Here is a 22,034-nt window from a genome sequence, read left to right on the forward strand (position 1 = left end):
GCCACCACGCTTTTGAACGTGACGGCTTCTCTCTCAGGATATACTCTGATTCGCTTGATCGACTGCCTCTAAAAACGATTCGCGCTGAAACCGGTGATCGGCATCCGCCGTCAGTTCAATCATGTCGCCCAATCGACGCAATTGAATCGGCAGACCACGTCCGATCCATTCGAGTTGCTGCTGGAGATGTCGTCTGGCCCGGTCAATCGTATGTCGTTCTGCTGCTGCGAACTGCCGTAAGTACTGCAAGACGTAACCGAATCCGAATTCAATCGGAATCCGTAATTCGGCGCCCTTGTCCTTGATCCGAATCAAACCTGCTCCATAATGAATCGCCCGTTCCCATTCTTCACTGATTCGTTCGTACCAGTTTCCATTCGTCAGACAATGTGTTTCCAGTGCTCCTTTAGGACCACTCGGCATGACGCTGAAGTAATCGATTTTCATCCGCCTTCTCCTTTTCCACAAAAAATAGAATGAATCCTTGATGGACTCACCCTATATGACAGGTCAAGAAGTGGGATTGTTCGAAAATCATGCGGATAAAAAACACATCATTCAACATCGAAAAAGCTTTTCGAATACGCTATACTGAATACGGGAATGGGAGGAATGCTCGTGGCGATTATCATCTTTTGCCTCGTATGTCTCTTCGCATATCGTATCCGCAAGCTTCCCGAAGCGATTCGGACGATCTTACTCATCCTCGGTTTACTCAGTGGATGGTTCGCGCTGTTTGAGATCATCAGTTATCTAGAAGCGAATCCTTACCTGGCCGCTATCCCGATTGCACTCGGGCTCGGCTACTGGTTTTGGCGCCGCAAGAAAAAACGGACAACCGATTCTTCCTCAGTTTGAGGTCGAGCGGTGTCCGCCTATCGATCACATAAGACCAGTCCGTTTGACGGAACTGGTTTTTTTTGTCGTCACAAGACGGCTGGCGGTCCGAACTTCCCATCATGGTAATCCCGGTACGCCTGACGAATCTCGTCTTCCGTATTCATGACGAACGGTCCGTAGGCAATCGTTTCTTCCCGGATCGGTTCACCCGAATAAATCAGCACCTTCGTCCGACTGACAGCCGTCAACGCGAATGCACTGTCCCCTTGAGCCTGTTCGTCAAACGTCAATGTCGCTGCCATCGTCTTCTTGAGGCGGGTCCCGCTTGTCCCGGCTTCCAGTTCGCCTGCCAGGACATATAGAAAAGCGTTATGATTCGCCGGTAAGACATGCGAATACGTCGCTCCGGGAGCCAGCGAAATCTCACTCATCGTAATCGGCACCAGACTCTCGAGCGGTCCCGTCACGCCGGCAATCGCACCGGAATAGACCCGGACGTGTCCTCCATCGAACGTCACGACCGGTGCCTGTTCCAGCAGGACGTTTTGATACGATGTCGTCGTCTCTTTCAAACGTTTCGGCAGATTGAGCCACAGTTGTAACGTATGAATCAAATCGTCATCAACCGCTTCTTCGGCATGCCGCGCTGCCCAGCCGGCATTCATGTACTGGACGTCCCCGGCGTCTAAAATCGAGTGTCCGCCATGATTATCGATATGTTCAAGCCGGCCATCGATGACATAGGTAATCGTCTGGAAGCCGCGGTGCGGATGATCGGAAAACGTTCCGCGTTTGAACCAATCTTCCGCCATCAGGATAAACGGATCAAACTCGTCCTTCCGCTCCGGTGACAGGACCCAGCCTTGCTGCACATGAGGGTAGCCATTTTGTTGATACGTCACTTGCCAATGGTTCTTAACATCCCGTTTGAACATTTTCCCAACCCCTTCGTTCATTATATTTTCATTGTCGCACAGCCGCGGCCGGAAGCCGAACTCTTCTGCTTATCAGGGCGTTTCCATACAAAAGAAAAACGACTCCGATTGACGGAATCGTTTAACGCTTGAATTAAAGACGTGATGCCTTTTGTTCGAGAATGGCAATCTTCTCTTCGATTTCGAGCAGCTTCAGTTCGTGTTCGAGTTCGAGGCGACGTTTTTTACGTTTTAATTGGCTCAGTTCTTCTGCGACCGACTCCGGTGATGCTTCCGGACGTGGCGGTGCTGACTGATCCATCGACTGACGGAGCGGGTCAAACAGATTCGATTTGGCGAACTTCGCTGCTTCCGGACCAAACAGGTCGTTGATGATCGGCAAGACTTTGTTCATCGCGTTGCCTGGAATCTGTGACTTCTCGTCGACGAGACGTTTGAGTGCCAGTTCATCGACCAAATAGCCTTTACCGTCCTGTTCAGCGTGCAGTTCTCCCGTACGGATCCAGCGGCGGACCGTCTCTTCTGATACGCGTAACAATTCACTGATCTGTTTTGTCGTTAACATCGTTATCCCTCTTTCCCATTCATTTGATACCCTTACTATACACACGTGTGTGCGTGTGTGTCAATTGATACACACATCAAAAAGCCCTCCGAACCGGTGTGGTCCAGAGGGTCGTACTTATCCTGCGCGTCGTAACAATAACCAGAGTCCGACAACAGCCAGTCCTGCTCCTGTCGCAGCATATGGGAACGGTTGATCTTCCCCTGCTTGCGGGAGACGTTCGTTTGACGTCGTGTTCGTTGTTTGTTGATCCGCTACGTTCGTCGCCGGTGCTTCGACCGTCTTGACCGATGTTTTCGTCGGTGTCGGTGTTGGCTTCGGTGCTACGACCGGTTTTGCTTTCACGATTTCCGCGACGAGGAAATACCCCATCGTGTCTTCCGTCAATATGATCGAATCGGTTGTTGCTTTGCGTTCGAACAGTTTCAAGAACTCATCGTATTCCGGGAATTCTTCTTCCTCTTCATCCGCCATGCCGACTGCCAATGCTTTGACGCTGGCTTTCGTCATTTCAAAATCAAACGAATCCATCAAGTCGTCCAGTGAGATGTGGTGCATCGCTTCAACCGTGTATCCGGAAGCGACTTCTGTTTTGACTGTGTACGTACCAGGTGTCAATTCAATCATCAATGCGTCGTCTTTCCCGACTTTCTCCGTATAGACGTCGCTGCCTGTGATTGCATCCGTCACCGTATACGTCGCAGGAAGTGTTTGCTCCGAGTAACCTGGAATCTTGTCGGCGTTCGCATCAAAGAAGTTCGTGACGAGCAATAAGTTTGAAAAATCCATCTCTGCTTCTTCATCATAACCGTATAAACCGGCATCGATTTCTACATTCTCACCGGCTGTCAGTTTAACTTTCGCCATATCATCCTCATCAAGGTCAGAATCGATTGTCGGGTCCGTCCCCTCGTGTTGCGGTGACGTGGAGTAGTATCCGATGTCCATTCCGTAGACGTCGATGTAGTATGTGCCCGGCTTCAGGTCCTTAAACGAATAAAGACCGTCTTTTGTATAGGCTTCGTCGACAACGTCATATTCCCTGTCCAAGAGGTAGACCGGCACATCACTGATGCGCGTTTCTTTGTCTTGACGGATTCCGTCTTCGTTTTCATCGTACCAGATCGTTCCGCTGATCGTTCCTGTCGTCGCGACCGGTTGTTCCGTCTCCGGTTTTGGTTCTTCCTTAACCGGCTCTTCTTTAACTGGTTCTTCTTTAACTGGCTCCTCGGCAGGAGGATCTTCCTTGATTGGTTCTTCTGCCGGTGGTTCTTCCGTCACCGGTTCTTCTGCCGGTGGTTCTTCCGTCACCGGTTCTTCTGCCGGTGGTTCTTTTGGTGTCGGTTCCTCTTTGACTTCACGGCCAAACTCAATCAAGACCGTTTTCGTTTGATCGCCTGAGACGATCTTGACGACTGGTGCCGTCTCTGCTGTAAACGTCACGATCGGTGTTTTCGCGATATCGATGTCTTGCCCTGTCACACCTTCTTCAAAAACCAATGCAGTTTCCGATTCGAGGTTGACGACTCCTTCTCCCGTAAAGGTTAATGTGTAAGGATTCGTTCCCGTTCCTTTGACGTCCCACGTCAATGCTGTTTCAGCTTGTGCCGGTGTGATGACACCCAAAACAAGCAAACAGGCTAGTATGTACATGCCTAATTTTTTCATTCTATTCATTTCGCCCCATTCTTTAAATATGTTCTACCTAGATTTTAAACAATAAAGGAAAAATAAACCACATTAAATCTTAAATTCAATTGTTTTTCATTAAAAAAAGTCGCTTTTGCTCAAAGGAACAAAGCAACCTGGATGGATTTTATCGGTTTTGTTAATCAGATCAATGCTTCACAAGCTGTCGCACAAGCTTCACACGCTGTCGCACATTTTTGGCAATGATCGTGTTCATGTTTGCCGCATTCTTCTGCACATGCTCGGCAAATCTCCACACACGCCGCCGCCAGAGCCGCGATGTTCGGACTGTTTCGGACAATCGCTTGGCTGAGGAGACTACAAATATCGGCACAATCACGATCAAGACGGATACAATCTGCCATATGACCGACATGCGGCTCGTTTAGACAAGCGTTAAAACAGACATTACAGGCTGTGATGCACTTTTGTAATTCGTTTAATGCATCTTGTTGATGTTCAGACATTGTTTTTTCCTCCCTCGATTTTTTTGATTAAGTATTCCTTTTGAGAAATTCCCTCTTTTAGCTATCAAAAACATAAAAAAAGAAGCATACGATAACCGGGAACGATTGGTTATCGTATGCTTCTTTTTTTTATCGCACGACTTCAAGCGGAATTTCAATTCCACGTCCGGCGCCGGCATCGATGATTAAAACCGGCAGACGGTTTTCATCGAAGACTTCTTTTTCAATCGTCGTATCCGAGGTATATGTTCTGATTTCCCCCATTTTTTTCGCCGTAAACGAAACGAATGGGAACGGAATCGACTGATTGGCAACATCCAGTCGAATATCGACCTGTTGGTCATCCAGCCGGATGTCATTTGCCGTCCGAATCGTCAGACGCATCCGATCATTTTCCGTCGCTGAAATCTGAGCCGAGATGTTTTCCGTTTGTCCAGCACGTGTGACAGGATCGATGATGACCGTCGGGGAAGCAGTCTCCACCTCGTCAGCATGCTGACAACCGGTAATGACAAGCAGCGAGATTGCCAAAGGAATCAGCACACGCTTCATCACGGATTCACTTGATTGCGAAAGTCAGTTCAGCAGTACAGGCGACTTCCCCATCGACTGTTGCTGTGGCACGTCCTTTACCAATCGGTCCACGCAGTTTCGTCAGTTCGACTTCCAGTCGGAGCTGGTCACCGGGAACGACCTGACGTTTAAAACGACAATTCTCGATGCCGGCAAAAAAGGCCAGTTTGCCCTGGTTTTGTTCCATCTTCAAAACAGCAAAGGCACCTACTTGCGCCAATGCCTCAACGATCAAAACACCAGGCATGACGTTGTAGTCCGGGAAATGGCCATTGAAGAATTCTTCGTTTGCCGTGACATTTTTAATGCCGACAGCACGTTTTCCTTCTTCGACTTCTAAAATCCGGTCGACGAGTAAAAACGGGTACCGGTGCGGAATCACTTCCTTGATTTGTTCAATCGTATACATATCACACAGCTCCAATCACTGGTTAATTTAAGATTGTGTCCAAAAATCGGTGATGCGGGTCCATGTGTCGAGCTTGAGGACATCCATCGCTTCGCCACCACCAAGTGTCGCATACCCAACCATGGCACCGATCACTAACGCAAGGACAATAAGAAGAACAATGATCAATAAACGAACAAGGATGGGAACGCGGCGTGAAGAATACTGACGCAGCTTTTTACGTTGTTTCGGTTCCTGCTCCTGTTGCTCTTCGTTTTTGATCTGTTGATTACGTTTCAGACGTTCACGGGTCGGTTGGTCCGTTCCGGCTTGATTTTGTACCATCTTGATCACCTTTCATTGGTTCAGTCTAAAGAACAGTATAGCATATTAGTACCTGGTATTAAATAGTTGCAGTTTAGCTACAAAACGGTTCTTTTTTTTAGTGTAACATGCACAAACGATGAACTTGTAAAAAAAGTTCCGTATTTTGTATATAAGGAAGAAACCGAACCGTTCATACTTTTTTTAAAAAACTTTTTCAATTTTCCAATCCAAACAAAAACCAGGTGCGTATGCTGTTCAGAACGATACAGACAACAACTACCAAATACTAACTAGATATCACCCAAATTTGAGAGGATGAGACAAGATGAAAAACACGAAAAAATTCGCAGCAACAGCAATGGCAGCAGCACTCGTATTACCAGGAACGGCAGCATTCGCTTCCGGTGGCGGGGACGACATGAAACATGAGGAGAGCGCGAAGAACGTCACGGTCAAAACAAAAGCCGCTGACCTCCGTGCAACACTCGATCAGTTACTCTCGGAGCACTTCGTGCTTGCTGTCATGGATATGAAAAAACAATATGACGGATCAAAAGATGCGAAATATTATGAAGCCGCTCTTAAACAGAACGCACTCGACATGACACCGGCAATCGCTTCTGTCTATGGCGACGAAGGCGCAAAACAATTCGAAAAAATCTTCGTTGACCACAACAAATACACAACGGATCTCGTCAAAGCCGTAAAAGCCGATGACCAGGACGGCATCAACGCGTCGAAAGCAGAAACAGAAGAGTTCGTCCAGGACCTCTCGAGCTTCCTCGACACTGCAACGGAAGGTAAACTGCCGAAGGCAGCAGCGGAAGAAGTTCTCCGTGCCCATGAAGCGGACGTCTATAAAACATTCCAACAATATGCAGCCGGTGACTACGAAGGATCGTACAACACGTTCCGCGAAGGTTACAGCCGCATGTATGATATCTCAAAAGCACTCTCCGTCGCGATCACAACACAGATGCCTGAGAAGTTCGACAACACGAAAGCAGACACAAAAGCAGCTGACCTCCGGTCAACACTCAACAGCCTCGCAGCTGAGCACGTGGCACTCGCGAACATCAGCATGACAGCCGGTGTCGATCAAGCGAAAGACTACGATGCAGCAAACTGGGCAGAAGACATGCACACAGCTGACTTCAAAGCGGCTATGAAATCGGTCTACGGTCAAGCGGGCGCGGATCAATTCGAGCAAGTTTGGACGAAAAACCACATCGAAGCGCAAGCAAACCTCGTCACAGCAGCGATCAACGACGACAAGAAATTGATGGGTGACGCGCAAGACATGCTTAAAATGTTCTCGAATGACTTCGGTGCGTTTCTCGGAGCGGCAACAGAAGAAAACCTTCCGACAAAAGCAGCACAAGAAGCGGTCTCTGGTCATGAAACATACGTCCAAGATACGTTCATGCAGTATGTCGAAGGCGACTACAAAGGATCAGCTGACACATTCCGTGAGTCGTATGCTTACATGTACGGCGTCGGTGAAAACCTCGGTGAAGCGATCGTCAAACAATCACCTGAGAAATTCATGGATGGTACACCAGGTTCTATGCCGAACACAGGTAACGGCGGCATGAGCGACAACAATACAGCAGGTACGACTGGTGCGATCGCACTCTTCGGTCTCGCACTCGGTGCAGCCGGAATCGTCCTCGCACGCAAACGTCAAAACGCATAAGATTTCGGGTATACTAAAAAGGATAGCGCCTCGGCACTATCCTTTTTCTGTGTAAGAGGCTTTGTCTCGGAAAGGAGTGACGTGTCATGAAAAAATGGTTATTACCGTTCAGCATCCTCTTGATGCTCGTTTCAATCGGTACGTTAATTTTTCTACTGTTTGGAAACACGAATGAACCGGAAACGAATATTACGCAAGGCGATACAAAAACGGACGCTGCGACATCTTCCGAGACAAAGGAAGATCCACTCAAACCGTCCGAAATCTTTAAAAAAGAATTTAAAAATCTCTCTACGAATCAAGTAGAACTGCCAAAGACCCTGACGATTGATTCGCTTAAAGTTAAAACCAACGTGGAACAGGTTGGCCTCGATAAAAAAGGCGCCATGGGGACGCCGAAAAACGAACAGCAAGTCGGGTGGTATAAATTCGGTCCCCGTCCGGGTGATGTCGGAAATGCCGTAATCGACGGACATACCGATACGAAGACCGGTCCCGCCGTCTTTTATCAACTGCACGAACTCAAAAAAGGCGATACGGTCAAAATCAAGGATGAGTCAGGCCGTAATCTCGTCTTCCGGGTCAAAAAACTGGTCGAGTACGGTCATCTCGATGCACCGCTCGAAAAAATCTTCGGGACCTCTGATCAGCGTAACCTGAACTTGATCACGTGTATCGGTACGTACGATGAAAATGAAGGCACGTACGACAATCGGCTCGTCGTCTTTACTGAATTAGATGAGAAGGCATCCGATCCCGTCAAAACACCACCAAAACCAGCGACGAACGTCCGCGTCTCGGGTGGGTTCGTTAACTGGTATGCATCGACTGATGATGAAGTCGTCGCGTATAACATCTATCAGGAACAAAACGAAAAACGGAAAAAGCTTGGTTCGACGGAATCGATCGAACGAAAAGCCTTCCCGTTACCAAAAGATAAGACCGGACGTTTTATCATCACGGCTGTCAACAAAGCCGGGATTGAATCAGAAGAAGCATTCAGTGCCGTTCAAAAATAATCCGACTGACCGACTCCAGCAGCTGCCTGCAGGGGTCGGTCAGTTTTTTGGTTGATTCAGCGGTACACGCAACTGTTTCTCACCCGATTGGGTTTGATAAAGTAAATCAAGATGTCCCGTCGTCAGCTGTTTCTGCTCCGTCCGGATGAACAGGACTCCCATTCGTTCTTCTCCCGCCCGGTACGTGCCGACGAGCGGATGATTTTCATGTAAAATCGATGTTCTTTTCCCGTTCGTCTCATACTTGCCAAGTTTTTTGGACAAATCAATCGGATCGTCCGATTGATTTTGAAGCGTTACGGTCAAAGCCAGTAACCGGTCCGTTCCTGTGCCGACTTGCACTAGTTTTTCTTTTGAAACTATCACCCGTAACAAAGGGGTCGCCCGAATCGTATTGCGTTGCTTCATCGCTAACGTCTCGACCTCCAATCCGCCGAGCGTATACCGGGTACCGACCCGGTTTTCCCGGTCAAATTGTTTCAATTGATCTTCATCCCATTTTTGCATGACAGGAATGGGATTCGGCTTGACCGGTTCAGAGTCTGCTCCCCACCCTGAGACGGGAATGATCCACTTGACGATCACGAAAATGACGCATACCGGTATCAGGACATACAACAGGATTGTTTTCACACCGATTCCTTCTCTCCTACTCTGACGTCAACGTTCTTCCCCTCATTATGTCGGTTTCAATTCAATAATTATACATTTTTTCACAATTATAATAGCAAAAACCCCCGAGCAACTGCTCGAGGGGGCAGACTTCCTTAATAGGTGATGTGCTGCTTGCTCCAGGCAATCGATTCCTTGAACTGGCGAACGAGTTCTTCCGCCGGACTGGTCAAGGAATAGGCAAGTCCATGGACCTTTTCCGACATCTGTTGCAAGACGAGTCCGTCTTCAATCAATTCCTGCAATTGTTCGAGAATCTGACCGTGCGACTGATCGAGACGTTGTTCAATCTCACCAATCGTCAGCGCCCCATCCCGCAGGATATAGATGACACTCGACTTGAGACTATTTTCGAAATTGTGCTGAAACTTTTGGAGGGCCAATAAATCAGCCTGTTCTTCTACGTGACGTTGATCCATCTGACACATACCCCTTTCGTGACACAATCGACTACTCTTTCAGTATGACCGAACTGTCATGAAAATTCAAAGTCAGTCTTTTGTCGTCACGATTGTATTAAACGTCTTATCGTCTTCTGCGATAACCATCTTCTTTTGCGACCGCAGGTGATATAGACGACGGATGTTCAGGATGACGACCTTCATGACCGCGTAGAATGGAACACCGAGCAGGACACCAAAGAATCCGGCGATGTTTCCGGCGACGAGCAGAACGATGATGATTGTCAACGGGTGGACATCAAGCGTTTTCCCTTGGACGAGCGGTGACATGATATGCGAGTCGATCTGTTGGGCGACCGTCATGACGATGACCGCATAGACGGCAAGAATCGGATCCTGGATGAACCCGACGATCAAGGCGGGTACGACGCCGATGACCGGACCGAGGAACGGGATGATGTTCGTCAATGTCGCAAACAACGCGAGCAACAGCGCGTAATCAATTCCGATGATCAAGTAACCAATATAGGCGATGATCCCGACCCCGATACTGACGATGACCTGGCCACGGATGTAACTCATGATCGTTAAATGGACATCATGCAGAATCTTTTTCGTTTCCTTATGGTATTCAAACGGCATCATCTTGACGAGGTTGCCTTTCAACTTATCTCCGTCTAGTAGCATATAGATCAACATGATCGGAATGATAATAACCGTCACGACCGTCGTCGTGATGACGCTGACGACACCGCCGACACCGGTTCCGATATTTTTCAGGAACGATGACGCATATTCCGAGACGCTTCCGGAAAACTTATTAAACAGGTCATCTTGTCCGCTGAGGAAACGTGAGAAGAAGGCACTGTTTTCAAGTTGATCCCGGACATCAACCAGTTGACGCTGAAACTGGGAAGCGAGTGTTGGAATCGAATTGACGAATTCCGTAATCTGATCCGACAACATCGGACCAAAGATGAATCCGAGCGTCGTCAGGATACTAATCAAACCTATCAACACAATGATGACAGCAGGACGCCGTTTCATCCTCTTCTCGAGCAGCTCGACAATCGGCAATAGGACATAATACAGAATACCGGCAATCGCGAGTGGTGGAACGACCATCTGCAATAAAATCGCAATCGGTCGGAACAGGAACGTCACGTGGTTGCCGATCCAGACGATGATCAGCAGTGTCATGATCCACCAGGCACCGCGGTACCATTTGTTCTCAAACATTTTTTGCATCTTGTCACTTCCTTATGATTAAAATGAGGGCTTCTCCTTCATTAGATTCCCTTTATCCCGACTCTTCTAATCCTTATTTTCAAAAAATAGTTGAAGGGTTGTTTATTCGATTTCTTCCATAAAAATTGATTACTTTTTTATTCATTCTACAAATCTAGTAATTAAAATATCTTTTTTGCATCTTTGCGTGTTAAAGTTTGATGAATGCCTGTTTTATTAAGTAAGATAAAAATGCTGGATTAATTCTTTGAACCTTAGAAAATAATATACGGAGGATAAACAAGTGAAATGGATTAATCAAAAAATCGGTCGCCAGTTGATGTTTGCCTTTTATATGGTTTTCATCGCGCTCAGTCTGACATCAGCTATCGTCTATAACTATACAGAACGAAAGATCGACCAGACGAATGCCGCGTTCGATGATTTACGGGAACGCCGAACGAATGCCAATACATTAGCCAACGAATGGACACTTGTGCAGAGCAATGTGAAATCGTATGTGCTGTTCGGTACACCAGAAATACTCGATACGATCAAAGCGAACCAACGGGAAATTAATCGTTTGACGACCTGGTTCGAAAAAAATGCGATTTACGAACAAGGAAAGGAATACGCTATTGCGACCCGAACACTTTACGACGATTACTTCGGGACCGCCCTCCCCTTGTTGACGGAATATGTCACCGGGAAAAAACAAGGTTCAATCGACGAGACATTCCTCGATCCGAAAACACTTGCTTCCTTATCGAATGGTGAAGATTTATTTAATGAGAACGGCACATTAAAAGGATCAAACAGTCAATTGACGACAAATACGGATGCAGCCGGTATCGAGACGTTACTCAGGGACTACTTGACGTTGATTCAAAACAAAGAGACGGAAGCCAAAACGAACCTGCTCGGCGAAATGCGGGTGGCCCAGTTCATCTGGCTGTCGAATCTCGTGGTTCTGATCATCATCTTGTTACTGCTCGTGCGTCCATTCATCAGCCGGGTGACGAAGCAGGTCAATACGTTGTCCCGTGACAGTTCCCTGCTCGCCAGTGGTGAAGATATCAATAACATTCCTTTACCAAAGCGTCATGATGAACTGTATACATTAACGACATCATTTAACCGGATGGCAACATCGATCGCCGACAATAAAGTCCATATGCTGTCGAAAAATGAAGAGCTACAAGCGCAGCAAGAAGAGCTCGTCGCCCAGCAGGAAGAGTTGCAGGCGCAGCAGGAAGAGCTCGAAGAAGCACTCGAAATCACATTGCGCAGCGAAGAGCATCTTAAATACCGCAACGAACTGACGGAGACACTTGCGTCACGCGAGACATTGACGGCGTATCCGGAAATCATCGAAAAGCTCGTCGCCATCACGCACTCGGAAATCGGTGCCCTGCTGTTCCTCGATCAGCATGACGTCCGCTCGACGATTGAGTACGGGATGACGGAAGAGATGGTCGGTCAGCTCGTCAAGGACGATCAGTCCCTGTTCCACCGGGCCCGCGTCCTGAAACGACCGGTCCATTCGTCGAAACAAGTTGCCCACGACAGTCCGTTGCCGTATCCGTACTATATGTATGAGGTCGCCGTTCCGATCCTTGATCCGAATGAAGAACAGATCATCGCCTGTGTCTACCTTGTCCGTTACCGGGATGCGTTCACACCGGAACAGATGGGTGACATCCTGTCGTTCTCGCACCAGTTGTCGCTCTCGCTGATGCGGATGGGGATTTATGAAAAAATGATGCACGAGAAAAATAAGACCGGCCAACTCCTGAACTCGATTCGCGAAGCCGTCGTCTACATTGAACATGAATCAGATGAACTGCTCGTCAATGAACCATTGATGAAACTTTTCCCGGAAGTCCAGACGGAATACCAGGACGAAAGTAATCTCTCGTCGTTCCGCCAGGCGATGTCGGCCCTCTCTGCCATCATCGATGAGCCGGAACCGTTCGAACAGTATATCGAACAAATCGTCGAACAGAATCTGCCGAAAGAGAGTCTTGTCGTCTCGATCCGCTCGCAAAGTGCCTACATCCAGATTTATGCGGAAAAAATCCAGATCAATCAGGTCTGGGTCGGCACGATGCTCGTCTTACGGGATGTCACGAAGGAAACGGAAGCGGACCGGATGAAAGAAGAGTTCGTTTCGACAGTCTCCCATGAACTCCGGACACCGTTGTCCTCAATCTATGGTTTCACGGAACTGATGCTCAACCGGGAAATCGATTCCCTGAAACAACGGAAATACCTGACGACGATCCACTCGGAGACGGGTCGCTTAACGACACTCGTCAATGACTTCCTCGATGTCCAGCGGATGGAGTCGAGCGAACAACGGTATCAGATGGCGACGTTCGATCTCGTCCAGCTCGCAAGCGAACTGATTGATTTCCACGACGCCTCGCACACGACGCACCAGTTGTCCTTTGAAGCGGAAGGTCCAATCATGATTGATGCCGATGCGGAAAAAATCAAACAGTTGCTGAACAACCTGCTCAGTAATGCAATCAAGTATTCACCGGATGGCGGCGATGTCGCCATTCAAATCGAGAACAACGACGGCTTCGCAGAAATTACGATTCGGGACCAGGGAATCGGGATTCCGCAAGAAGCGATGTCGAAGTTGTTCGATAAGTTCTACCGGGTCGACAATTCGGAAACCCGGAAAATCGGTGGAACCGGACTCGGTCTATCGATTTGTAAGGAAATCGTCAAACATCATAACGGGACGATTGATGTCGAATCGACGATTGGTGCCGGATCGACGTTTACGATCCGTTTCCCGATTGCGGTCATCTCGACCATCCTCACGTACGAAGAATAAGCTGACGTGCCTTTGTCATCAGACAGGGGCACGTTTTTTTGTCAGGTTACGGACCGCTGCAGGACGGGTATTGGGAGAAAGAGCTGAAAAACGAAGGGAGTTTTATTGATGGCATTAGGATGGATTGGATTAGGTCATATGGGAGTACCGATGGCGTTACGTCTCAAACGGGCCGGACACCCGGTCAACGTCTATAACCGGACGGTCGAGAAGACAGCGTCCCTCGTCAAAGAAGGGGCCGTCGCACTGAAGTCGCCCCGCGCCGTCGTCGAACAATCGGAGATTATCTTCGTCATGCTGGCGGATGGTCCTGCCATCACTGCAGTCTTTGAACAGGAAGACGGTCTGCTGACAAGTGCGCTGTCGGGGAAGACCCTCGTCAACCTGAGTACCATTTCACCGGAACAATCGACTTCATTTGCGGAACGTGCCGAACAGGCCGGGGCGACGTATATCGAAGCACCGGTCTCAGGATCCGTCGGGGTCGCTGAAGCCGGTCAACTCGTCCTGTTACTCGGCGGAGATGAACAGGCGATCGCCGCATGTCGTCCCTACTTCGACATTCTCGGGAAGGAAAGCATTCACTTCGGAGCACATGGAACCGGGAGTTCAGCAAAACTTGCCATCAATCTACTGCTGGGTCTAGTCGGTGAAGGAGTCGCCGAGACCTTATTGCTCGGCGAACGCGCGGGACTCGACAAAGAAAAGCTTCTCCAGCTGATTGGTGCTTCCGGAATGAACACACCGCTTTTCCAGGGCAAACAAACGATGTACCGGGACGAACAATTCCCGCCTGCGTTCCCGCTTCGCCTGATGGCAAAGGATCTCGGATTGATCACGGAAGAAGCGAAACGATTGACGCTCGACCTGCCACTGGCCACGACGGCAAACAAGCAGTACCAACATGCTTTAGAGGATGGTCACGGTGACGAAGACATGGCGGCGATTTATCTCGCGTTGAAAAAAAACTAACAGCATCTACTGAGATCATCAGTACGCACAGAAAAGAGGGGGACGGATTTTTAACATCCGGCCCCCTCTTTCATCTATCCAAATATACAATTTCCGCTTATTTCAGCGACGTCACGATGCCCATCATCTGGTCCGATGTCGTCAGGGCTTTTGAATTGAACTGATAGGCCCGCTGAATCTGCGTCAAGTTCGTCATCTCCGTCGCCATATCGACATTCGAGGTCTCAAGTGTTCCGACCGTCAACGGATTCACGGTTGTCGTGTTCTGGTATTGTCCCGTCGCGGTAAAGAGTCCGCCTCCGACATCCGTTAATTCCCCGTGGTTCGGAATATCAGCGACGCCAATCCGGGCGAGTACACGCCGTTCCCCGTTCAGGACACCGGTGATGTTGCCATCCTTGTTCAGTTCAATCGAAGTCGCATTGTCCGGGAACGTGATTGGTTCGTTCGCCTGATTGATGACCGATCGTCCGGCATCATCCGTCAACAAGACTTGACCGTTTGCCTGCGGTGACAATTCAAAATTGCCGTCGCGTGTAAATTTCGTCACGCCGTCCGCATCAATCACGCCAAAGAAATGATGGGGATTGCTGAGGGCCGCATCCAGCTTGCGCCCGGTATTTTGGAACGTCCCGGTTGCGAAGCGTGTCGCTTCATTGGCGACGTATCCGCCGACACCGAGTCGGAGACCAGCAGGTGTCGTCAGCGGTCCGGTCGTCAGTCCCGCCGGTTGGTTATTCAGATTCCGGACGAGCAGTTCATTGAACTGGGAATCCCGTCGTTTGTATCCGTTCGTATTGGCGTTCGCCAAATTATGCCCCGTCGTATCAAGCTGTTTTTGAAGCTGAGCCATCGTACTGGCCGATGTATAAAGTGATTGCATGAATTTCCTCCTTGATTAACGGACGCGTCCGATTTCCGAGACTGCTCTTTCAGCGGTCCGGTCATAGGCCTGGATGACTTTCTGATTGGCTTCGAATTGACGGAGACCGGCGTTCATCTCTGTCATCGTCTGTTCGACTTCGACATTCCCGAGTTCGAGCACTCCTTGATCGACTTTGACGGCACCGGCGTTTAACGCGTCCGGCGAACGGAACAGACCGTTCCCGGTCCGTTCAAGCGTCTCCGGCTGATTCGTCACGACAAGACCGAGGTTACCGATGGCTTGACCGTTCCCGTCCGTGACGGCACCGTCCGCACTGACAACAAAATCTTCATTGACGACGTTCAGCGGTTGACCGTCTTCACCGAGGACAAGATCATTTTCCGTCGTCCGCAGGAGACCGTCCTGTCCGACGGCGAACTGACCGTTCGTCGTATAGAGTGTCTCTTCTTCACCGGTCGCAGGATCGGCATGCCGGATCGTAAACAGGGCTGCTCCTTCAAGCGAACTGATTTGAATATCCGTTGCGTTACCTGTCTCTGTAATCGAGCCGAGAGCGAAGTTCGGTGTCGCGGCCTGCATGAAAACACCGGTCGCAAGTTTCCCGACTGTCCCGCGAGAGCGGACACCGGATTGTTCGTTGACGCCCGACTGCTGGATCATCATCTCCGGAAAGGTCCGGAGGGACGCCTGATCGGCCCGGAAGCCCGGCGTCCGCGCGTTGGCCAGGTTATTACTTAACATTTCTTGTTGCCGTTGTAACGCCTGCATCGCACCAGACGCCGTATACATTCCTCGTAACATATGTGTTGGCTCCTCATTGACTTATTGTTCAATTCTGTTCCTTAAGTATATCGGTCAATTTTTTGGAAATTCGATGTTTTTTTCAAAATAAGGCAATGAATCTCGTAGATGCATCGAAAGGCCTACCCCTGTTGTTCAAAAACATTTGCTTATTTTTCAACAGACACGATATGTCTAAATTCCATAAATTGTTATAATCGACCTATAACGACACTAATGAGGTGAGTTCATGCCTTTCTTCAAAAAGAAGAACACAGAATCCTTCATCAACGGCTCCTTGGATTTTAAACAATTGGTCGACGCGACCCACTTTCTCGAAAATCATCCGGATGCGGTCTATATCTTGAATTTAGAAGGAGAAATCGTCTCTTACAATCAAAAACTGTCCCTGCTTCTCGGCTATGGTGGGAAACAACTTCACCATCAACATTTCAATGAGTTCATCACACCGACCGAAGCGAAGCGGAGTACGCCGCTTAAACAACGGATTTTGACGGATATCATCCATCTGAAAACACTGATTGAACCGCTCGCCGTGACCGAACTCGAGAACGGACTGTTTCACTACTCGGCCGACTATAAAATCCGCGCCCAGTCGGGACAAATCATGAAGGTGCTCGAAACATCCGAACAACTGAAGCTGGATAAATTCTTCATGTTATCCTGACGTTGCTACATCAAAAAGGCGGTCCCGATGCAGAATCAGAACCGCCCTTTCGTATGCTTTAAGAATGTTTTTTACTGAGGACAGCCGTTTGCGTCCGTTCGAGCACCGCGTTCGTGATGACAATCAGACCAGTGAACAGGAACAACGCTTCAAAGCCGAAATGACCGGCAATCTGGCCACCGGCAAGTGGTCCGAGGAAGTTCCCCATGAACTGGGCCGACTGGTTATATCCGAAAATCCGACCCGACGCATTCGCCGGCGTATGTTTCCGGAGAAGCGCCTGGACCGACGGCATCAAAGCGGCAGTCGCAAAGCCGATACCCATCCGTAAAATGATCAATTGACTCGTATCCGTAACGAATGCTTGCGGAATCAGGAAGGCGGCGAAAATCAGTAAGGCGAAGAACAAGACGCGTTCCGCCCCAATTTTATCCGACAGCCGACCGAGCCGCTGCGCGGCAATCAAGGCCGCAATCCCTGGAGCCGACGCGACGATACCGGACAGTAAGGCCAATCGTTCCGTACCAGGACTAAGTTCCCGGACGTACAGCGATAGAATCGGACTGATCGATTGTGCTGCGAACTGAATCAAAAACGTCGTCAAAAAGAGACTTAAAATCAGTTCCGGATGACGTAACGACTGGATGATTTGTTTCGCTGACGCCATCTGCTTTGTCTGAAGCGGCACGAATTCTTCTTTGACGAAGAAATACGTGACGAGGAACGTCAGGAAGAGCGGAATGCTCGTAAAGAGAAAAACGGGTCGAAGCCCAATCATATCGGCAAGGAATCCTCCAATCAGAGGTCCGAGTAATCCACCGGCAATCCCACCGGTCGATAATGTACCGAGCGCCCAGCCACTTTTCTCTTTTGGGGTTTGTGACGCAATCAAGGTTATTCCGGCAGAGATGAATCCGGAGACGGCTCCCATGACGAGTCGTAAGAAAACGAGTTGATACACATCTTGAACGAAGCTGATTAAGAACATGACGATCGACATACCGAGACTTGCCCGCAGTAACATCAACTTCCGGCCTTTTTTATCGGCCAAACGTCCCCAAATCGGTGAGACGATTGCTGCGACGAGGAAAGTTGCACCAAACGCTACGCCGGACCAGGTCGTGATTTCCTGGCGTCCGTGGACACCAAGTTCTTCAATGAATAAGGGCAAAAACGGTAAGACTAAACTTAACGCGGCAGCAGTCAAAAAACTACCGATCCATACGACGACTAAATTTCGTTTCCACAATGGCATTGTGGCATCACTTCCTTTTTAATGGTAATTCCGTTTCAATTCAACAACTTCTAATATACACTTCACAAAGTGAAATGTCTAGGATTTGAACTGATTCTTAGGACTCTCGTACTTTCGGCTTATATCCAAATTGCACCGGACAACCGATAATAAGATAACTTAAGTATAGGGAGTGAACGATATGAAACGCCTCATCATCAGTTTGATTTGTCTTACGATGGCCGCTACACTTCTACCTGCCAGAACCGAAGCGGCCGTTACCGTAACGCGTCATACCGTAATGTGGTCCATTCCTGAAGCGAAACAAATTTCAACGAAAGTCACACAGCTGGCAAACAGACAGATGAAACGTGTCTACCTGCATGTCGCTGTCGAGGGTGACCGAACTCTCTACCGCACATTCGTTGAAAAAGCCCATCTTGCCGGGATCGAAGTCTATTTCTTGTTCGGTCAGCCTGCATGGATTACGAATGAAGGGACGACGAACCGGCCGAACGTCGAAGATCCGTTAGCCTGGATCAATGTCTATCTTCAAGAAACAATGGAACGTCCCGATGGCATCAGTGTCGATCTCGAGCCTTATGCCTTACCGGCCTGGGAAACGGATCAAGCAGCCGTTATCTCCTCTTATCAACGTCTGTTGACAGCTTTTCACGATGTCAGTGCGTCGAAACGTCTTCCGTTGCAACTGTTCCTGCCGTTTTGGTTCCATACCGTTCCGGATGCTTCCGGACAACCGCTTAGCGAATGGGCAATGGAACTGGCCGACGAAGTCACTTTAATGAGTTACCGGACCGTCTACGGCGGCGGAAACGGTCTCGCTGCGATTACGATGACCGACGCGCTCTACGCCGCCAGTCATCAACATCGTCTGTCGTATGCTCTGGAATTCACGGAACTGCCGGACACACCAAGTATCACGTTTTACGGACAAACGCGGACCGCCCTCAATCAGCTCGTCAATCAAACGATGAACAGTTCACTGCCGCCAAGTGCGATCGTCTATCATGATTTTGATGCGTATCAGGCCTTCATGCGCAGTACGCAGTGATTTTTACTTTTCGCTCCATTAAAAAAAGGTTCATTTCCATTTTGGAATGAACCTTTTTGATTCGTCTTATTTCCCTAAATGATCAAGCATGATCCCTGTCCCGCGTGCAACGCATAACATCGGATCTTCTGCGATCAAGACCGGAAGTCCAAGCTCTTTCGCCAGCAACTGGTCGATGCCGTCAAGTAATGCTCCGCCACCCGTCAGGATGATCCCGCGGTCGATGATGTCTGCCGCAAGTTCCGGTGGTGTTTTCTCGAGGACACGTTTTGTTGCTTCAACGATTTCCATTGCGGCTTCCGCCAATGCTTCATGCATCTCCTGCGATGAAATCGTGATGTTGTCCGGGAGTCCTGTCACGAGATTCCGGCCACGAATGTCCATCTCTTCCTGACGCCCCTCATCTGAAACGGTCGCGACCGTCATCTTGACGTTTTGAGCCGTCCGTTCCCCGATGATGAGTTTATGGTTATCTTTGATCGCACGGATGATGTCGTGGTCAAACCGATCCCCTGCTACTTTGATCGTTTCACCGCAGACGATATCGCCCATCGATAGGACCGCGACATCTGTCGTCCCGCCACCGATATCAATGACCATGTGTCCGGCCGGCATCCAAATGTCCATACCCGCTCCGACGGCTGCGACTTTTGGTTCCACTTCAAGGAAAACTGTTTTCGCGCCTGATTTTTCACCTGCTTGACGAATCGCTTTCGCTTCGACCGTCGTGATGCTGGCCGGTGTACAAATCAACATCCGGACTCCGCCGAACATACTTCTCACTTCAATTTTATCGATGAAGTGACGTAACATCGCTTCCGTCATCTCGAAATCAGCGATGACCCCATCGCGTAATGGACGGATGGCAACGATGTTACCCGGTGTTCGGCCGACCATTTGGTGGGCTTCCGTTCCGACCGCATGAATTTTGCCTGTTACTTTATCAATAGCGACGACTGACGGCTCGTCGAGTACGATTCCCTTACCTTTTACGTGAATGACGACATTCGCCGTCCCTAAGTCAATTCCGATATCCTTTGTCAAAAACATCTCGCGTGATCTCCTTTATCCACTGGCTATTATTCCAAAATTTAGAACGTCGCTTGGACGTCTAACCCATTTATGTATACATACCTTTCAATTCTAGCACAGGGAAACAAAAAGAGACGACTTTCTTTTTGAGAAAGTCGTCAAGAATGTATTGGAATGAAATAATAGCTTAAAGCTTCGTCGCTGCTGTCTCTTCGATGGCGACTGTTTCTTCCGTGATGCGTTCGACATCTGCGCCGAGTGCTTGTAATTTAAGATGGAAATCAACGTATCCGCGATCGATGTGATGCAAGGCACCAACACGTGTTTCGCCTTCTGCAATCAATCCTGCCGTGACAAGTGCTGCCCCTGAACGAAGGTCCGTTGAAAGGACTTCTGCGCCTTGAAGCTGGATGCCGCCTGTGATGATGGATGAACGTCCTTCGATCTTGATGTCAGCGTTCATACGACGGAATTCTTCGACGTGCATGAAACGGTTTTCGAAGACTGTTTCCGTGATGACAGAAGTGCCTTCTGCTTTTAAGACCAACGCCATCATTTGCGCTTGAACGTCTGTCGGGAAACCAGGGTGTGGCATCGTTTTGACATCAATCGCAACGAGTTTCTTCGGTCCGACGACACGAAGTCCTTCTTCTGTGTCTGAGATTTTAACACCCATCTCTTCCATTTTCGAGATCAATGGACGAAGGTGTTCACGCTCAGCACCAATGACTTCAACGTCACCTTCCGTGATGGCAGCTGCAATCATGAATGTACCGGCTTCGATCCGGTCTGGAATGACATAGTGGTTGCCACCGTGAAGTTTTTCGACACCTTCGATGCGAATCGTCTCTGTACCGGCACCGCGGACTTTTGCGCCCATTGCGTTCAGGAAGTTTGCGAGATCGACGATTTCCGGTTCTTTCGCGACGTTTTCGATGACTGTCGTACCTTCAGCAAGTGTCGCTGCCATCATGATGTTTTCTGTTGCACCGACTGACGGGAAGTCGAGGTAGATTTTTGCACCTTGCAGGCGACCGTCAACGTGTGCTTCAACGAATCCGTTGCCGATGATTGTTTTTGCGCCCATCGCTTCGAATCCTTTTAAGTGAAGATCGATTGGACGTGAACCAATCGCACAGCCACCCGGCATGGCGACACGTGCACGACCGAGACGCGCAAGGAGTGGTCCCATGACAAGAATTGACGCACGCATCTTCCGAACGTATTCAAGTGGTGCTTCGTCTTTCAATTCTGCTTCTGCATTGACCGAGACTGTGTTTGCTTCAGCATCGAATGTTACTTCTGCGTTCAAGTTCCGTAAGACGTTATTGATGGTATAGACGTCTGCCAAACGGGGAACGTTTTGAAGGACCGATGTACCTTCTGAAGCCAGCAATGTTGCGACCAATGTTTTCAAGACTGCATTTTTGGCACCTTCTACTTTTACCGTTCCAGCTAATTTACGTCCGCCACGGACAACGATTTTTTCCATTACTCATACTCCTCTGCTTTCGTTTCTGTTCTATTATGTTCAATTCGCGATTGGTGTGCATCATAGTTGAAGACCAACGCATGATAGAAGAGAAACACCCTATAGTTAATCTCTCATTCCAAATCCAACACGACTTTTCAGCTTTACAATGGTTACGTTTCTTCATTATAAGAATACTATCCTGTTCCATACTAAATCAGATTGATGATTTAGGGTTTACAACGAAGTTAC

General features: G+C 48.9%; 23 protein-coding genes. 7 read left to right on the forward strand and 16 right to left on the reverse strand.

Going from position 1 to position 22,034, the window contains the following annotated elements; genetic code table 11:
- Positions 1-33: 33 nt before the first annotated feature.
- On the reverse strand, positions 34-447 hold the full coding sequence (locus ACP26N_RS13995; protein ID WP_214853429.1) for a hypothetical protein: 414 nt from the start codon (positions 445-447) through the stop codon (positions 34-36).
- Between the two features lie 165 nt (positions 448-612).
- On the opposite strand from ACP26N_RS13995, the gene ACP26N_RS14000 reads away from it, so the two are divergent.
- Positions 613-858, forward strand: coding sequence for a hypothetical protein (locus ACP26N_RS14000; protein ID WP_251138607.1), 246 nt, complete (start codon positions 613-615; stop codon positions 856-858).
- Positions 859-926: 68 nt separating this feature from the next.
- On the opposite strand, the gene ACP26N_RS14005 is transcribed toward ACP26N_RS14000, so the two are convergent.
- From ACP26N_RS14005 to ACP26N_RS14035, 7 genes are all read right to left on the reverse strand, one after another.
- Entirely contained in the window at positions 927-1,775 is an 849-nt protein-coding gene (locus ACP26N_RS14005; RefSeq protein WP_426354185.1) for a pirin family protein, read from the reverse strand.
- Between the two features lie 133 nt (positions 1,776-1,908).
- Positions 1,909-2,340: a helix-turn-helix domain-containing protein gene (locus ACP26N_RS14010; protein ID WP_426354186.1), complete on the reverse strand. Its 432-nt coding sequence runs from the start codon at positions 2,338-2,340 to the stop codon at positions 1,909-1,911.
- Between the two features lie 117 nt (positions 2,341-2,457).
- The gene (locus tag ACP26N_RS14015) at positions 2,458-4,017 is read right to left on the reverse strand and encodes an SdrD B-like domain-containing protein (protein ID WP_426354188.1); all 1,560 of its coding nucleotides are present in this window, start codon (positions 4,015-4,017) and stop codon (positions 2,458-2,460) included.
- 155 nt (positions 4,018-4,172) lie between these two features.
- Entirely contained in the window at positions 4,173-4,496 is a 324-nt protein-coding gene (locus ACP26N_RS14020) for a four-helix bundle copper-binding protein (RefSeq protein WP_426354190.1), read from the reverse strand.
- A 129-nt stretch (positions 4,497-4,625) separates the two neighbouring features.
- Positions 4,626-5,048 (reverse strand): hypothetical protein, encoded by a 423-nt coding sequence (locus ACP26N_RS14025; RefSeq protein ID WP_188004782.1) that lies wholly within the window; start codon positions 5,046-5,048, stop codon positions 4,626-4,628.
- 7 nt (positions 5,049-5,055) lie between these two features.
- Entirely contained in the window at positions 5,056-5,478 is a 423-nt protein-coding gene (gene fabZ, locus ACP26N_RS14030; RefSeq protein WP_012371522.1) for a 3-hydroxyacyl-ACP dehydratase FabZ, read from the reverse strand.
- Between the two features lie 27 nt (positions 5,479-5,505).
- Positions 5,506-5,802: a DNA-directed RNA polymerase subunit beta gene (locus ACP26N_RS14035; RefSeq protein WP_131502383.1), complete on the reverse strand. Its 297-nt coding sequence runs from the start codon at positions 5,800-5,802 to the stop codon at positions 5,506-5,508.
- 307 nt (positions 5,803-6,109) lie between these two features.
- Between ACP26N_RS14035 and ACP26N_RS14040 the strand changes: the two genes are divergently transcribed.
- A complete protein-coding gene (locus ACP26N_RS14040) occupies positions 6,110-7,480 on the forward strand; it encodes a copper amine oxidase (protein WP_188005036.1) in 1,371 nt (456 codons plus the stop codon).
- Positions 7,481-7,566: 86 nt separating this feature from the next.
- Positions 7,567-8,499 carry a sortase domain-bontaining protein gene (locus ACP26N_RS14045; RefSeq protein ID WP_426354192.1) on the forward strand — a complete coding sequence of 311 codons (933 nt, stop codon included), beginning with the start codon at positions 7,567-7,569 and terminating at the stop codon, positions 8,497-8,499.
- 39 nt (positions 8,500-8,538) lie between these two features.
- Here the strand turns inward: ACP26N_RS14045 and ACP26N_RS14050 are convergent, their stop codons facing one another.
- The 3 genes from ACP26N_RS14050 to ACP26N_RS14060 form a co-directional block, all read right to left on the reverse strand.
- On the reverse strand, positions 8,539-9,132 hold the full coding sequence (locus ACP26N_RS14050; RefSeq protein ID WP_426354194.1) for a hypothetical protein: 594 nt from the start codon (positions 9,130-9,132) through the stop codon (positions 8,539-8,541).
- 134 nt (positions 9,133-9,266) lie between these two features.
- Positions 9,267-9,590: a winged helix-turn-helix transcriptional regulator gene (locus ACP26N_RS14055; RefSeq protein ID WP_131502387.1), complete on the reverse strand. Its 324-nt coding sequence runs from the start codon at positions 9,588-9,590 to the stop codon at positions 9,267-9,269.
- A 72-nt stretch (positions 9,591-9,662) separates the two neighbouring features.
- Positions 9,663-10,820, reverse strand: a complete 1,158-nt coding sequence (locus ACP26N_RS14060) for an AI-2E family transporter (RefSeq protein WP_131502388.1) — start codon at positions 10,818-10,820, stop codon at positions 9,663-9,665.
- Between the two features lie 283 nt (positions 10,821-11,103).
- Here ACP26N_RS14060 and ACP26N_RS14065 point away from each other — a divergent pair, with 283 nt between their 5' ends.
- Positions 11,104-13,647 (forward strand): HAMP domain-containing sensor histidine kinase, encoded by a 2,544-nt coding sequence (locus ACP26N_RS14065; RefSeq protein WP_426354197.1) that lies wholly within the window; start codon positions 11,104-11,106, stop codon positions 13,645-13,647.
- A 108-nt stretch (positions 13,648-13,755) separates the two neighbouring features.
- Entirely contained in the window at positions 13,756-14,619 is an 864-nt protein-coding gene (locus tag ACP26N_RS14070) for an NAD(P)-dependent oxidoreductase (RefSeq protein ID WP_426354199.1), read from the forward strand.
- Between the two features lie 97 nt (positions 14,620-14,716).
- Here the strand turns inward: ACP26N_RS14070 and ACP26N_RS14075 are convergent, their stop codons facing one another.
- Together ACP26N_RS14075 and ACP26N_RS14080 are read right to left on the reverse strand one after the other, a co-directional pair.
- On the reverse strand, positions 14,717-15,502 hold the full coding sequence (locus ACP26N_RS14075) for a flagellar hook-basal body protein (RefSeq protein ID WP_131972091.1): 786 nt from the start codon (positions 15,500-15,502) through the stop codon (positions 14,717-14,719).
- 15 nt (positions 15,503-15,517) lie between these two features.
- On the reverse strand, positions 15,518-16,306 hold the full coding sequence (locus tag ACP26N_RS14080) for a flagellar hook-basal body protein (protein WP_131502392.1): 789 nt from the start codon (positions 16,304-16,306) through the stop codon (positions 15,518-15,520).
- A gap of 229 nt (positions 16,307-16,535) precedes the next feature.
- Between ACP26N_RS14080 and ACP26N_RS14085 the strand changes: the two genes are divergently transcribed.
- On the forward strand, positions 16,536-16,973 hold the full coding sequence (locus tag ACP26N_RS14085) for a PAS domain-containing protein (RefSeq protein ID WP_426354202.1): 438 nt from the start codon (positions 16,536-16,538) through the stop codon (positions 16,971-16,973).
- Between the two features lie 58 nt (positions 16,974-17,031).
- Here ACP26N_RS14085 and ACP26N_RS14090 read toward each other — a convergent pair whose 3' ends face one another.
- Positions 17,032-18,228 carry a multidrug efflux MFS transporter gene (locus ACP26N_RS14090; protein ID WP_131502393.1) on the reverse strand — a complete coding sequence of 399 codons (1,197 nt, stop codon included), beginning with the start codon at positions 18,226-18,228 and terminating at the stop codon, positions 17,032-17,034.
- A gap of 181 nt (positions 18,229-18,409) precedes the next feature.
- On the opposite strand from ACP26N_RS14090, the gene ACP26N_RS14095 reads away from it, so the two are divergent.
- Complete coding sequence (locus ACP26N_RS14095; protein WP_131502394.1) at positions 18,410-19,279, forward strand: hypothetical protein; 870 nt, start codon at positions 18,410-18,412, stop codon at positions 19,277-19,279.
- A gap of 66 nt (positions 19,280-19,345) precedes the next feature.
- Here ACP26N_RS14095 and mreB read toward each other — a convergent pair whose 3' ends face one another.
- Together mreB and murA are read right to left on the reverse strand one after the other, a co-directional pair.
- A complete protein-coding gene (mreB, locus tag ACP26N_RS14100; protein ID WP_026827353.1) occupies positions 19,346-20,329 on the reverse strand; it encodes a rod shape-determining protein MreB in 984 nt (327 codons plus the stop codon).
- A gap of 169 nt (positions 20,330-20,498) precedes the next feature.
- Positions 20,499-21,803: a UDP-N-acetylglucosamine 1-carboxyvinyltransferase gene (gene murA, locus ACP26N_RS14105; protein WP_114597338.1), complete on the reverse strand. Its 1,305-nt coding sequence runs from the start codon at positions 21,801-21,803 to the stop codon at positions 20,499-20,501.
- Between the last annotated feature and the right edge of the window lie 231 nt (positions 21,804-22,034).

Source organism: Exiguobacterium sp. R-39, from assembly GCF_049942815.1.
GTDB lineage: Bacteria > Bacillota > Bacilli > Exiguobacteriales > Exiguobacteriaceae > Exiguobacterium_A.